The 13911-nt window shown below is 69.9% G+C and carries 8 protein-coding genes; 4 read left to right on the top strand and 4 right to left on the bottom strand.

Going from position 1 to position 13911, the window contains the following annotated elements; all coding sequences use genetic code 11:
- The first annotated feature begins 120 nt into the window (after nucleotides 1-120).
- The 3 genes from ACZ6QO_RS23970 to ACZ6QO_RS23980 all read left to right on the top strand — a co-directional run bounded on the left by ACZ6QO_RS23970 (nucleotide 121) and on the right by ACZ6QO_RS23980 (nucleotide 4747).
- Nucleotides 121-1974: a 2-oxoacid:acceptor oxidoreductase subunit alpha gene (locus ACZ6QO_RS23970; RefSeq protein ID WP_465853816.1), complete on the top strand. Its 1854-nt coding sequence runs from the start codon at nucleotides 121-123 to the stop codon at nucleotides 1972-1974.
- Nucleotides 1967-3043, top strand: coding sequence for a 2-oxoacid:ferredoxin oxidoreductase subunit beta (locus ACZ6QO_RS23975; protein ID WP_465853817.1), 1077 nt, complete (start codon nucleotides 1967-1969; stop codon nucleotides 3041-3043). Before ACZ6QO_RS23970 ends, ACZ6QO_RS23975 begins: the two co-directional genes overlap by 8 nt.
- A gap of 210 nt (nucleotides 3044-3253) precedes the next feature.
- Nucleotides 3254-4747, top strand: coding sequence for an MBL fold metallo-hydrolase (locus ACZ6QO_RS23980; protein WP_465853818.1), 1494 nt, complete (start codon nucleotides 3254-3256; stop codon nucleotides 4745-4747).
- A 93-nt stretch (nucleotides 4748-4840) separates the two neighbouring features.
- Here the strand turns inward: ACZ6QO_RS23980 and ACZ6QO_RS23985 are convergent, their stop codons facing one another.
- From ACZ6QO_RS23985 to ACZ6QO_RS24000, 4 genes are all read right to left on the bottom strand, one after another.
- Nucleotides 4841-6601 (bottom strand): DUF4082 domain-containing protein, encoded by a 1761-nt coding sequence (locus ACZ6QO_RS23985; protein WP_465853819.1) that lies wholly within the window; start codon nucleotides 6599-6601, stop codon nucleotides 4841-4843.
- Between the two features lie 275 nt (nucleotides 6602-6876).
- Nucleotides 6877-7503, bottom strand: coding sequence for a dTDP-4-dehydrorhamnose 3,5-epimerase (gene rfbC / locus ACZ6QO_RS23990; protein WP_465853895.1), 627 nt, complete (start codon nucleotides 7501-7503; stop codon nucleotides 6877-6879).
- Between the two features lie 45 nt (nucleotides 7504-7548).
- Nucleotides 7549-8448 (bottom strand): FkbM family methyltransferase, encoded by a 900-nt coding sequence (locus ACZ6QO_RS23995; RefSeq protein ID WP_465853820.1) that lies wholly within the window; start codon nucleotides 8446-8448, stop codon nucleotides 7549-7551.
- Nucleotides 8448-9395 (bottom strand): glycosyltransferase family 2 protein, encoded by a 948-nt coding sequence (locus ACZ6QO_RS24000; RefSeq protein WP_465853821.1) that lies wholly within the window; start codon nucleotides 9393-9395, stop codon nucleotides 8448-8450. The genes ACZ6QO_RS23995 and ACZ6QO_RS24000 overlap by 1 nt, the downstream gene beginning before the upstream one ends.
- 441 nt (nucleotides 9396-9836) lie before the next feature.
- Here ACZ6QO_RS24000 and ACZ6QO_RS24005 point away from each other — a divergent pair, with 441 nt between their 5' ends.
- A complete protein-coding gene (locus ACZ6QO_RS24005; RefSeq protein ID WP_465853822.1) occupies nucleotides 9837-13874 on the top strand; it encodes a DUF4082 domain-containing protein in 4038 nt (1345 codons plus the stop codon).
- Nucleotides 13875-13911 lie beyond the last annotated feature (37 nt).

The raw sequence follows: 13911 nt of genomic DNA on the forward strand, positions 1-13911 counted from the left end.
CGGTCACACCCTGATCGACGCGCATGCGTAAAGAAGCCCGCGCAGCCCCAAGGGATCTAGCATGGAAATGAATACGTGCCACGAGCGACGGCGCCCAGGCGCGTCGAGGAGGACCGAGCTGTGACCAAGCAGGTTCAGCAACTCGACCGCGTGATCATTCGCTTCGCGGGCGACTCCGGCGACGGCATGCAGCTGACCGGTGATCGTTTCACGGCGGAGACCGCGCAGTTCGGAAACGACCTTTCGACCCTGCCCAACTTCCCCGCCGAGATCCGCGCACCCGCAGGCACGCTCCCCGGCGTGTCGAGCTTCCAGCTCCACTTCGCCGACCACGACATCCTCACCCCCGGTGACGCCCCCAACGTCCTGGTCGCCATGAACCCCGCCGCGCTGAAGGCCAACATCGGCGACCTGCCGCGCGGCGCCGACGTCATCGTCAACACCGACGAGTTCACCAAGCGCAACCTGCAGAAGGTCGGCTACGCCGAGAGCCCGGTGGACAACGGCTCGCTCGGCGAGTGGCGCGTGCACGCCGTCCCGCTGACCTCGCTGACCGTCAAGGCGCTCGAAGGCTTCGAGATCTCCAAGAAGGACGCCGAGCGGGCCAAGAACATGTTCGCCCTCGGGCTGCTGTCCTGGCTGTACAACCGGCCCACCGAGGGAACGGTCAAGTTCCTGCAGACCAAGTTCGCCAAGAAGCCCGACATCGCCAAGGCCAACGTCGCGGCCTTCCAGGCGGGGTGGAACTACGGCGAGACCACCGAGTCGTTCTCGGTGTCCTACGAGATCAAGCCGGCCACGCTGACTCCGGGCCTCTATCGCAACATCTCGGGCAACCAGGCGCTGGCCTACGGCCTGATCGCGGCCTCGGTGCAGTCCAAGCTGCCGCTGTTCCTCGGCTCCTACCCGATCACCCCGGCCTCCGACATCCTGCACGAGCTGTCCAAGCACAAGCGGTTCGGCATCCGCACCTTCCAGGCGGAGGACGAGATCGCGGGCGTCGGCGCGGCGCTCGGCGCGGCCTTCGGCGGCGCGCTCGGCGTCACGACGACCTCCGGCCCCGGCGTGGCGCTCAAGGCCGAGACCGTGGGCCTGGCCGTCGCCACCGAGCTGCCGCTGATCGTGGTGGACGTCCAGCGGGCCGGCCCCTCGACCGGCATGCCGACCAAGACCGAGCAGACCGACCTGCTCATGGCGATGTACGGCCGCAACGGCGAGTCGCCGTTGCCCATCGTGGCGCCCGCGACCCCGTCCGACTGCTTCGACGCGGCTCTGGAGGCCGCGCGCCTCGCCGTGAAGTACCGCACGCCGGTCATGCTGCTGTCCGACGGCTACCTGGCCAACGGCTCCGAGCCGTGGCGGCTGCCCGAGGTGGACGAGCTGCCCGACCTGTCGGTCTCGTTCACGGTGGAGCCGAACGGCGAGGACGGCGAGACGTATCTGCCGTTCAAGCGCGACCCGCAGACCCTGGCGCGGCCCTGGGCCGTGCCCGGCACCCCGGGGCTGGAGCACCGCATCGGCGGCATCGAGAAGGCCGACGGCACCGGCAACATCTCCTACGACCCGCACAACCACGACCTGATGGTCCGGGTCCGCCAGGCCAAGATCGACGGCATCGCGCAGGACATCCCGCCGCTTGAGGTCGACGACCCCGACGGCGACGCCCGGGTGCTGGTCATCGGCTGGGGCTCGACGTACGGGCCCATCGCGGCGGCCGTGCGGCGGGCGCGCAAGTCCGGCGCGAAGATCGCCCAGGCGCACTTCCGTCACCTGAACCCGCTGCCCGCCAACACCGGCGAGGTGCTGCGCTCCTACGACAAGGTGCTGCTGCCCGAGATCAACCTCGGCCAGCTCGCCCTGCTGCTGCGGGCGCGGTTCCTGGTCGACATCATCAGTTACAACCGCGTGCGCGGTCTTCCCTTCAAGGCCGAGGAGCTGGCCGGAGTGATCCAGGACGTGATCGACAGTGAGTGACATCGCGACGAACGGGCACACCGCCGAGCCGATCGGCCGTGGCAGCGGGCTCACGCTGATCCCCCGGGCCACCGAGAAGCAGACCCTGAAGGACTTCAAGAGCGACCAGGAGGTGCGCTGGTGCCCCGGGTGCGGTGACTACGCCATCCTGGCCGCGGTCCAGAGCTTCCTGCCCGAGCTCGGGCTCAAGCGCGAGAACATCGTCTTCGTCTCGGGCATCGGCTGCTCGTCCCGCTTCCCGTACTACCTGAACACCTACGGGTTCCACTCGATCCACGGCCGGGCGCCGGCGATCGCGACCGGCCTGGCCGCCTCCCGCCCCGACCTGTCGGTGTGGGTGATCACCGGTGACGGCGACGCGCTGTCGATCGGCGGCAACCACCTGATCCACGCGCTGCGCCGCAACGTCAACCTGAACATCCTGCTGTTCAACAACCGCATCTACGGGTTGACCAAGGGGCAGTACTCCCCGACCTCCGAGGTCGGCAAGATCACCAAGTCGACGCCGATGGGCTCGCTGGACAAGCCGTTCAACCCGATCTCGCTCGCGCTCGGCGCGGAGGCCGGGTTCGTCGCCCGCACCCTCGACTCCGACCGCAAGCACCTGCAGTCGGTGCTGCGCGAAGCGGCGGCGCACCGGGGCACGAGCCTGGTCGAGATCTACCAGAACTGCAACATCTTCAACGACGGCGCGTTCGACGCGCTCAAGGACCCGGCGCTGCGCGACGACGTCACGCTGCGCCTGGAGCACGGGCAGCCGATCGTGTCGGCCTCGAAGGCCGTGCGCCGCGGCCCGGACGGGCGCGTCCAGGTCGTCGACCGCGCGGGCGTCCCCGAGTCCGAGATCATGGTGCACGACGCCCACGACCCCGACCCCTCGACCGCCTTCGCGCTGTCGCGGCTGGACGAGCCGGCGTTCGAGCACGTGCCGATCGGCATCTTCCGGTCGGTCGACCGCCCGGCGTACGACACGCTGATGAGCAGGCAGCTGCACGAGGCGGTCTCCGACCAGGGCGCCGGCGACCTCGGCCAGTTGCTGCGCGGCGGCGACACCTGGCGCGTCGGCTGACCCGGGGTCTTCGCCCGAAGGCCCGGTGAGCGAGGAAGCCCTCCACGGACTCCGTGGGGGGCTTCTTGGCCGAAGTCGGCCGTCCGCGCAATCCAGATGCGCTGCTCACCCGTCCTATTGCCGGCGGTGTCGACGTCTGCGGCGTCGACACCGCGCCGCACGGCGGTGCGCCGGGGCGGAAACGTGCCGATCTTCGCGAAGGGGCCAGCCTTGCATCTGTACCGCGACGGTTCCACGACCGCCCTGCGCTATCTGGGCCACGCCGGTTTCATCGCCGAGCACCAGGGTGTGCGGCTGCTCATGGATCCCTGGTTCTATCCCGCGTTCCTGCGATCGTGGTTCCCCTATCCCGACAACCGCGATCTTCTCGACACCGTCCGCGGCGAGCGTTTCGACTACTTGTACGTCTCGCACGCCCACGAGGACCACTTCGACGAACGCCTGCTCCGCACGCTGGACAGGTCCATCACCGTGATCGTGCCCAGATACCGGTCCAAGATCATGGTGAGGCGCTTCAAGGCGCTCGGATACGAGAAGGTCGTGGCGCTCGGCCACAAGGAGTCCCACGAGCCGGCGCCGGGCTTCACCGTGACCATGTATCTCGACACCAGCCACAAGGAGGACAGTGGTCTGCTGGTCGAACTCGACGGCTTCCGCTTCCTCGACCTCAACGACTGCAACACCCCGATGTCGGAGCTGCCCGGCCAGGTGGACCTGCTCGCCGCGCAGTTCTCCGGGGCGATGTGGTACCCGAACTGCTACGACTATCCGCCCGACGTCATGCGCAAGAAGGTCGACGCCGTCCGCGGGGACCTGCTGGACACGCTGTACCGCAAGGTGCGCATCACCGAGGCGTCGGCCTATCTGCCCTCCGCGGGCCCCGCGTGTTTCCTGGACCCGGTGCTGGAGCCGTACAACGACCGCGACGCGACCATATTCCCGCACTGGGAGGACGTCGCCGACCAGTTCGCGCAGGCCTGCCCCGGGGTGGAGGTGCTACGGCTGTTCCCCGGCGACGCCGTCCGCGTCGGCGACCGTCCGGTGGTGGAGCGCGATCCCCGCGCGAGGAGGTCGGAGGACCTCGCCGCCTACCGGGAGCGGCGGCGCGAGGAGTGGAGCGCCTTCTACGACGAGCCCGCCGAGCCGGTGACCACCGAGGAGATCGAGGCGTACTTCGCCAAGCTGCAGAGCTGGAACAAACGCTTCCTCAGCGACTTCTCCAAGGACATCCGCCTGGTGGCCGACGGCCGCATGTGGGACGTGCGGCTCGGCCGCCTGGCCGAACGGTTCGTCATCGAAGGGGAGGAACCGTACGACCCGGACTACACCCTGCTGCTCTGCCCCCGCACGATGAGAGCCGTCATCGAGGAGCGCACCGGCTGGGAGGAGGCCCTGCTGTCGATGCGGGTGGGGCTGCACCGCGAACCCGACGTCTTCGACCTGACGTTCATGAGCCTGCTGCGGTACGGCAACCAGCCGGTGCAGACGATGCAGATGCTCAGGGAGCGGCAGAACACCGAGACGATCGAGCGCGACGGGCTGCGCATGCAGCGGTTCTGCCCGCACGCGGGCGAGGACCTCACGCACGCGACCGTCTGCGAGGGCGTCATCGAATGCCCCCGGCACCACTGGAAGTGGAAGGCGGCCACCGGCGAGTGCATCGACGGCGGAACCCTGCCGCTGCGGGTCGAGCCGCTCGGCTGACCACGCGGCCGCGCGGTCACCGTCACCGGTCCCGCCGGGCCACAACGGGTACGAGCCCCCGGCCGCGAGGCGCGGGGGCTCGTCACCGGGCCGTCAGGGGGTGACGGGCTTGCCGGTGTCCTGCCAGACGTTGTTCTGCCACACGTTCCCCGAGGCCTTCTCGTCATAGTGGGCGACGGCTCCGAACTCACCGCACTTGGCGTTGACGGAGCGGCTGAACACGTTGTCGCGGACCACCACGTTGCTCGTCGGGTACTGCCGTCCCGATCCGCCGTACAGGCAGTAGCCTCCGCCGCTGAGCAGGTTCTCCTCGACGGTCACGTTGTTGATCGGACCGAGGTCTGCGTCGATCATGATGGCGCTGGTCTGCTCCTCGGGGTTGCTCACCGTGTTGTGCCGGATGATGAGCTTCCCTGTCGTCTGGTCGGTCTGGATGCCGTCCACGTGGTCGCCGGGGAACGACTTCAGGTCGTGGACCCAGTTGTCCTCCAGCAGGCCCTCACCGGTGACGATGCCGTCGGTGACGTCGTGGATGTCGTTGCCCCGCACCGTCATCGTGCCGTTGCCGATGTTCTTGACGCCGACGTGTAGCTGGCTCGACCCCTTGCCGGCGATCTCGCAGTTCTCGACCGTCAGGTTCGTGTAGCCGTTGCGGAGCTGGATGCCCCAGTAGCCCCCGGTGATGACCTTGCAGTTGCGGATGGTCACGTTGCTGGCGTACACGTCCACGCCGTCGGTGAACTCCACCCCGTCGAGGACCAGGCCGCTCTCCCGGATCTCGCCGCCCTTGCGACTCTTGAGAGTGCCGCTCGGGCCGGTGTTGGCGGCTCCGGGCCAGGCGCCGCTCGGCGTCGTCGGCTTGGACGTGGGCACCACGGTCGGCTGGCTGGTCGGGTCCGCGGTCAGCGACGGCCTGGGCGTCGCCGGCCTCTCGGTCGGCGTCGGCGTGGGCGTCGGCCTCGTCGTGCGCGTGGGGGTCGGCGTCGGGGTGCGCGTCGGCGTGAGGGTCGGCGTCGGGGTGCGGGTGGGCGTCCGGCTCGCCGTCGGGGTGACGCTCGGCCGCGGGCTCGACGTCGGCGTCGCCGTGGCGGAGGTGGGCGGCGTCGGCGACACCTCGACACCGCCGGACGGGCCGGAGACGGTCGGGGTGGGCACGGGAGTGGTCGTCCGCGGCGTTCCCGGCTCGGAAGTGGCAGGACCCGCCGTGGGCGCGCCGTTCGTCGGCCTGCCCTGCGGGGGGCGGACGACGCGGCGTTCGCGGTGGCGGAAGATGACGTCGACCCAGTAGTTCACCTTCGCCGGATGCCGGCGGGACGGGAAGGCGGCCTTCGCGGAGGAGGTGAACACCCCCGCCTGAGCGGTCAGCGGGCCCACGGTGACGGGGGCGCGGAAGCCTCCTGGCTGGGCGACGTACCCGCCGTTTCTCGTGTGGTACGACACCGTGTAGACACGGCCGGCGACGATCGGCACCGGCTCGGAGAACAGCGCCTGCTGCCAGCCGCTGCGCGTCTCATCGGTGAAGGTCACCTTGGCGAGCAGCTTCCTGTCGGAGTCCCAGAGGCTGCCGCGGTGCGGGCCGACCTCGCCGCCGGGCTTGTAGAACCGCACACCGGCCACCTCGCCGTCACGGCTGGCCTTGAAGCGGGTGCCCAGCTCCAGAGGAGTGCGCTCGGACTGCGTCCTGCCCTTGACGGCCGGCTTGGACTTCCAGAGGCTGGACTCCAGCGTCACCTCGGCCGAGACCGGCGCGGCGTTCGCGGCCGGCGGCCGCGCCACCTCGTCGCGGTCGAGCACCACCACCGTGACCGTCGCTCCCAGCACCACGGCGCCGGCGACCACCATCACCCGCCCCATGGCCGGCATTCCGGACGACCGCGTGGACGGAGACCTGCGGGGGGATGACCGACGGCGTGCTCGTCGCCCGTTCGCCTGCTGGGAATCGCTCACCGTACGAGCCTCCACCTCCGGCACCCACGGATGCCGGGCTCTCCGAACTTGTTCAGCGCGAGGCCATTGTTGCGGTTGGGAAACGGTGAGACAACCAGAATGCCGGTTTTTATCGGTTAATCAGCTGTATTAGGCATAGAAACGCGAAGTGCAGCGACGAAATCCCGCATTAGACGACATCCCTAATTGCCGGTTCGCGGCATCGCCCCCCGCGCGCCCTCGCGCAGCCGGCGGTAGTAGGCGCGGCAATCATCGTATCGAGGGAGCAGCCCCTTCCTTTCGGCGTCCGCCAGAGCGGGGGCCGCGGCGTCCTTGGGCGACAGCAACGGCTCTATGTCCGCCGGCCAGGCGATGCCGAGTTCGGGATCGAGCGGATCGATGCCGTGCTCCCGTCCCGGGGCGTAGGTCTCAGAGCACAGGTACACCACCGTGGCCTGGTCGCTCAGGGCCATGAACGCGTGCCCGAGCCCTTCCGCCACGTAGACGCCCCTGCGCGTGTGCTCGTCGAGGACGACCGGCTCCCACCGGCCGAAACCCGGTGACCCGGTCCTGATGTCCACCACCACGTCAAGGACGGCGCCGCTCACACACGTCACGTACTTCGCCTGCCCGGGCGGCACGTCCGCGAAGTGCACTCCCCGCAGGGTGCCCTTGCGGGAGACCGAGCAGTTGGCCTGCGCGAGCCGCAGCGGATGCCCCACCGCCGCGGCCAGGACGTCCTCCCGGTACCACTCCAGGAACGTTCCGCGGTCGTCACCGTGCACTGCGGGGGTGAAGACGTACGCGCCTTCGATGCCTACGGATTCCATCGTCACCGGCCGCCACCGGAACGGTCGGTGAGCGCGCCGTCACGTTCAGGGAACAAGACCCACTCTGCCCTTCGTCACCCGCTCGAAAGCGGCGTCTCTGATCGCGATCACGTGCCGGGCGAAAGAAGGCCGTGCCCCGAGGAAACCCGCCTCGTCGAAGCCGCTCACCTCGTGCAACATGTTCGTCCGCGGCTCGTGGAAGAAGAAGCGGTAGCCCATCTCGCGCAGCTTGGCGTACCACCGGAGCGAGGCGAGCCCGACCAGCAGGACCATGACGTCCACCCGGCCCTCCGCCAGGTACGGCTCGGCCCCGGCGAGCACCTCGGGCTCGTGACCGGCGACGTTCACCTTGAGCACGTCCACGTGGTCCAGGCCGAGCTCACGGCACATGCCGGGCAGCGTCTCCACCCGCACCCGCTCGCCCGCCGGGGCGTCCGCCACCGGCGCGGCGAGTCCGCTGACGTAGGTGACGTCGGCCGTCGCGAAGACGGCCTCGCCGGCCTCGTCGGACAGCGCCACGGCGTGCACGCCGACCCGGTCGGCGACCCCGTTGAGCTCGGCGTTCGCGGTGAGCGCGGCGACATTGCCCGCACTGGGCTCCAAGGCGTGCACGCGCACGTCGGCCGTCCGCGCGCAGAAGATCGAGAACTGCCCGATGGCCGCCCCGACGTCGACGACCGTCCAGCCGGGCCTCAGCACCCTGTTGAGAAAGTCGTACTCGGGGTCGATGACGTCGCCGAACACCACCAGCAGCGGGACGGTCTGACCGGGATGCCGGTAGCGGAGGCGGACCCCGGAACGGCGCAGCGTCACCTCCGCCAGGTGCGGCCCCCGCGCGCGCAGCCGGCCGTAGCGGACGAGCCCGCGCAGCGCCCGCGGCACCCCGACGACTCTGGCGCCCGATCGGAGCTTGACGATCGCGTTGCGCAGCCGATCAGCGGCCATCACGCCTCTCCTCTTCGCGGGCCGGCCGGCCGGTCGTGCCGGTTCCCCGTGCTCCGGGGCCGATCTCCCTGCGCGCCGGCCGCGTCCGCCCCGGGGGCCGGCCCGCGCGAGCTCTCGTCGCGCAGCCACGTCGAGTAGTCGCCTCGCCGTACGGCACGGCGCGCGCCCGCCTTGGCCAGCACGGCCACGCCCGCGAACAGGGCGATCTTGTGCGCCGCGGAGGGACGGGAACGCGCCAGCCGCAGCAGGTCACGCAGGCCGGTGCGCGGCGGGGACGGCATGTCGGGCCGCCTTTCCACCTCGGTGACGCTGGTCGCCGCGCGCACCCGCCGCCGCAGCAGGTCGCCCAGGGTGCGGGGCGGGCGGATCACCACCCGGGCCTCCGGCGCGACGACCCGCTCGGCGGCGGAGAACGCGATGGAGGCGGCCAGGTCGTCGGCCATCACCGAGGGCAGCGCGGCGATCCGCCGATGCCCCTCGGCGTCCACCGCGATGACGCCCCGGCCGTACAGCTCGTCACGCACCGACGGGAGGCGGGTCCAGATGTCGTAGTACCAGCGGATCGCACGTGAGACGCCCGTCATGTCCAGAACGCGTTCGGGCGCGGCGGCGTGCGTGCCGGAGCGTTCCAACACGGCCGCGAGAGCTCTCACGCTCGACGCCGTCATCTCGACGTCGGCGTCGACGTAGAGGCGGGGGAAGCCCGGCGCGGCGCCGTCACCGAGGCGCAGCGCGGCGGCCTTGGACGGCACGGGCGTCTCGAGCACCGTGACGTCGGGGCCGAACTCCGAGGCGGCCGAGGCGGTGGCGTCGGAGCATCCGTTGGCGACGACGACGATGGAGAACTCGCCGGGAGCGGCGCCGTCGAGAAGCCCGCGCAGAAGGCGGCCGATGACCGCGGCCTCATTGTGGGCGGGCACGACGAGCGTCGCCTTCGGGACTGGCATGTGGCCGATTATGAGGCCTCGGACCGCTCATCACCACCAGAAGGCACAAGGTGTGGATTTCCGTGGTGCAGGTTGACAAATGGTGGCGATTAACAGTCATCATAGAACGCAGCGCTTAATCGGTTGTTCGCACTTTAAAGGCAGCTGTCCCGATCGATGGCCGACCAGGTGGATGAACGCGTTGGCAACCCCCCTTTCCTCCGGCACGGCGGCGCCGGTCACCCCGCTCCAATCGCCGAGCGGTACGCGACGGACGGAGGCCCTCGCCGGCCGTGCCGCCCCCGCCGGCCCGGCGGCGTCCTCTGACATCGCGAACCCGATTCCCCCACGATCCGCGGTCACGTAAACCGCAGCGGACACAGCGGCGTCTTTTGCATGGTTCCACGCTTCAGCGTGCAGCTCACCGGGGGTCAAAATTCGTACCATCCACGTTGGAGCGTCATGATTTGGCACAAAGCCGCGCGCTCATCCAAGCTTCTCGTCGCGGTCACCGCGGTGACTCTCGCCGCACTGTTGCCCACGTCCGCCGCCCCCGCTGCCGCCGCCGGGCCGTGCGACGCGGGGGGAAACGCCATCACCTGTGAGAACAGCCTGCCCGGCAACCCCTCCAGCGAATGGGAGACCGACTCCAGGGGCACGGTCGAGGGTTACGCCGACCAGATGAGCGTCAACCTCGGCCAGACGGTCGGCTTCAAGGTCCGTTCGTCGGCCCTGAGCCTGACCGTCGACATCTACCGGATGGGCTACTACCAGGGGAACGGCGCCCGCAAGATCACCTCGGTCCCCGCGAACGCCTCGGCCGCCCGGACGCAGCCGAGCTGCCCGGTGAACGCGACGACCGGCATGGTCGAGTGCGGCTGGGCCACGGTCGCGACATGGACCGTTCCTACCAATATGGTGTCCGGGCTGTACTTCGCGCATGTCGTGCGCCCGGACACCAATGACGACACCCATGTCGTCTTCGTGGTCCGCGACGACGCGCGCCACTCGGACCTGCTGTTCAGGACCTCCGACTCGACCTGGCAGGCGTACAACACCTGGGGCGACGTGCCCGCCACCGAGGACAACCCCACCAAGTCCCTGAACAGCTTCTACCGGGGAGACAGCGTGGCCGCCCCCGGGCGCGCGGTGAAGCTCAGCTACAACCGGCCGTTCAACACCCGGGACTCCACTCCATGGGGACGCGACTTCGTGTGGGCGAACGAGTACCCGATGGTGCGCTTCCTGGAGGCGAACGGGTACGACGTCGGGTACATGGCGAGCCTCGACGCGGCGAGGACGCCCAGCTCGCTGCTCGACCACAAGGCCGTGCTGTCGGTCGGGCACGACGAATACTGGTCGGGCGAAGAGCGCGCCGCCTTCGAGAACGCCCGTGACCACGGGGTCGGTCTCGCGTTCTTCAGCGGCAACGAGGTCTACTGGAAGACCCGCTGGGAGAACGGCTACCGCACGCTGGTGACCTACAAGGAGACCCACGCCAACGCCAAGACCGACCCGGCGACCAACGTGTGGACGGGCACCTGGCGTGACCCGAGGTTCAGCCCGCCCGCCGACGGCGGCCGCCCCGAGAACGCCCTGACCGGCACGCTCTTCACGGTGAACTGCACCAGCTCCGACAACGGCTGCGAGGCGATCCCGCTCACCGTTCCCGCCGCGGACGGCAAGATGCGCTTCTGGCGCGGCACCTCGGTCGCCGGCCAGTCCTCCGGGTCGATCAGCTTCCCAGGCCTGGTCGGCTACGAGTGGGACGAGGACATCGACAACGGCTTCCGCCCCAAGGGCCTGGTGCCGCTGTCCACGACCACGGCGACCGCCGAGCAGGTGCTCATGGACTACGGCACCAACGTCGCCGAGCGGAGCGGCACCCATCGGCTGACGATGTACCGCGCGGCGAGCGGCGCCCTGGTGTTCGGCGCCGGCACGGTGCAGTGGACGTGGGGGCTCGACGACGAGCACGACAGCTACGACGACAACGACTACAGCGACGACCGGATCAAGCAGGCGACCGTGAACCTGTTCGCCGACATGGGGGTGCAGCCGAAGTCCCTCAAGAGCGGGCTGAGCGCGGCCGCCAAGTCGACCGACGTCACCGCCCCCACGGCCGCGTTCAGCGCTCCGGCGGCGAACGCCCACGTGAACAACGGCTCCACCGCCACCATCAGCGGCACGGCCGCGGACCTCGGCGGTCAGGTCGGCGCGGTGGAGGTCTCCACCGACGGCGGCACGACCTGGCACCCGGCGACCGGGCGGACGAGCTGGACGTACTCGTGGAAGGTCACCGGAGTCGGGGCGACGTCCCTGAAGGTCCGCGCCACCGACGACAGCGGCAACGTGGGCGCCGAGGCGACCCGCAGCGTCACCGTCGACTGCCCGTGCAGCATCTTCGGCTCGTCCGTCGTTCCCGCCAACCCCTCGGAGAACGACAGCAGTGCGGTCGAACTCGGCGTGCGGTTCCGCTCGTCGGTCAACGGCTACGTCACCGGCGTCAAGTTCTACAAGGGGACCGGGAACACCGGCACGCACACCGGCACCCTGTGGTCGTCGTCCGGCCAGCAGCTCGCCACCGGCACCTTCTCCGGCGAGTCCTCCACCGGCTGGCAGAAGCTGGACTTCGCCTCACCGGTGCGCGTCACCGCGAACACCGACTACATCGCCTCGTACTACGCGCCGAACGGCCACTACGCCGGCGACGGGAACTACTTCCGCTACCAGGGGCTGACCAACGCGCCGCTGACCGCGCCGCAGGCCACCGACACGGCGGGCAACGGCGTCTACCGGCTGGGCCAGGGCTTCCCCGACCAGACCTACAACGGCGGCAACTACTACGTCGACGTCACCTTCACGGTCAACGACATCTACCCGCCGGCCGTGACCTCGGCGGCGCCGCTGCCCGGTTCGTCCAGCGTGCCGACCACGGTGCAGCCCGCGGTGACCTTCGGCGAGCCCGTGCAGGCCGGCACCGCGACGTTCACCGTCAAGGACGCCACGCAGGCGAACGTCGCCGGCACGGTGTCGCTCGACGCGTCGCGCACATCGCTCGTCTTCGCTCCCGCCGCGCCGCTGGCGCCGGGTGAGCGGTTCACGGTGTCGGTGTCGGCGGTCAAGGACGACGCCGGCAACACCATGTCGACCCCGTACACCTTCTCGTTCACGACGGCCAAGACGTGGACGCCCGGCGTGTGCCCGTGCACCCTGTGGTCCGACAGCACCGTGCCCGCGCTGCCCAGCGTCGCGGACAGCGGCAACCTGGAGGTGGGCGTCAAGTTCCAGGCCGACGCGGACGGCTTCGTCGAGGGCATCCGCTTCTACAAGGGGACCGGCAACACCGGCACGCACACCGGCACCCTGTGGGCGTCCACGGGCCAGGAGCTCGCCACGGCGACCTTCACCGACGAGTCCACCCTCGGCTGGCAGGAGGTCTACTTCAGCACGCCGGTGCCGGTGACGAAGAACACCACCTACATCGCCTCCTACCACGCCCCGAACGGCCACTACTCCTCGACGCCCAACGGGCTGGACTCCGCCGTGACCGTGTCGCCGCTCCGCACCCTGGCCAGCGGCGCGAGCGGCGGCAACGGCGTCTACAAGTACGGCGCGCGGGCGTTCCCCACCGACACGTGGGGGGCGACGAACTACTGGGTGGACGTGGTGTTCAGCCGGCTCGCCGACACCGCGGCGCCGTTCATCACGCTCAAGTCGCCCGACCACGGCGGCACGGGAGTCGCGACCGGCACCGCGGTCACGGCAACCTTCAGCGAGCCGATCGCCGAAGGCACCGCGGTCATCACGCTGAAGAACGCCGGCGGCCAGACGGTGGCGGGCACCCGTACGCTCAACGAGGCGCGCACGCTGCTCACCTTCACCCCCGCCGACCCGCTGCCGCAGAGCACCACGTACACGGTGACGGTCTCGGGGGCGAAGGACGACGCCGGCAACACCATGACGACGACGTCGTGGTCGTTCACCACCGGCGGCCCGGCGAGCTGCCCGTGCTCCATATTCGCCAGCAACGCCACTCCGGCGAACCCGTCCAACAACGACCCGAGCTCGGTCGAGGTCGGCGTGAAGTTCACGGCCGAGATGGACGGCACCGTCACCGGCGTCCGGTTCTACAAGGGCGCCGGCAACACCGGCACCCACACGGGCAACCTGTGGAGCGGCACCGGCACCCTGCTCGCGACCGGCACGTTCATCAACGAGACGGCCTCCGGGTGGCAGACGCTGATCTTCGCCTCGCCGGTCACGATCACCGCCGGCCAGGTGTACGTCGCGTCCTACCACGCCCCGCAGGGGCACTACGCGGGGGACACCGGCTACTTCAACTCCGGGCCCTACGACAACTCCCCGCTGCGCGCCCTGGTCAACAACGGATCCGCGGGCGGCAACGGCGTCTACGGCTACGGGTCCACGGGCTTCCCGACCTACAGCTACAACGGCGACAACTACTGGGTGGACGTGCTGTTCACCCCAGCCGGCTGACCCGTCCGCGTCCGAAGGACGGGTCAGCCCCGAACGA

The sequence above is a fragment of the Sphaerisporangium sp. NPDC049457 genome (genome assembly GCF_055586705.1).

Coding starts and splice junctions, on each gene's coding strand:
- ACZ6QO_RS23985 (WP_465853819.1), bottom strand. CDS start 6,601: ATGGGGCGGGTGATGGTGGTCGCCGGCGCCGTGGTGCTGGGAGCGACG.
- rfbC (WP_465853895.1), bottom strand. CDS start 7,503: ATGGAATCCGTAGGCATCGAAGGCGCGTACGTCTTCACCCCCGCAGTG.
- ACZ6QO_RS23995 (WP_465853820.1), bottom strand. CDS start 8,448: ATGGCCGCTGATCGGCTGCGCAACGCGATCGTCAAGCTCCGATCGGGC.
- ACZ6QO_RS24000 (WP_465853821.1), bottom strand. CDS start 9,395: ATGCCAGTCCCGAAGGCGACGCTCGTCGTGCCCGCCCACAATGAGGCC.
- ACZ6QO_RS24005 (WP_465853822.1), top strand. CDS start 9,837: ATGATTTGGCACAAAGCCGCGCGCTCATCCAAGCTTCTCGTCGCGGTC.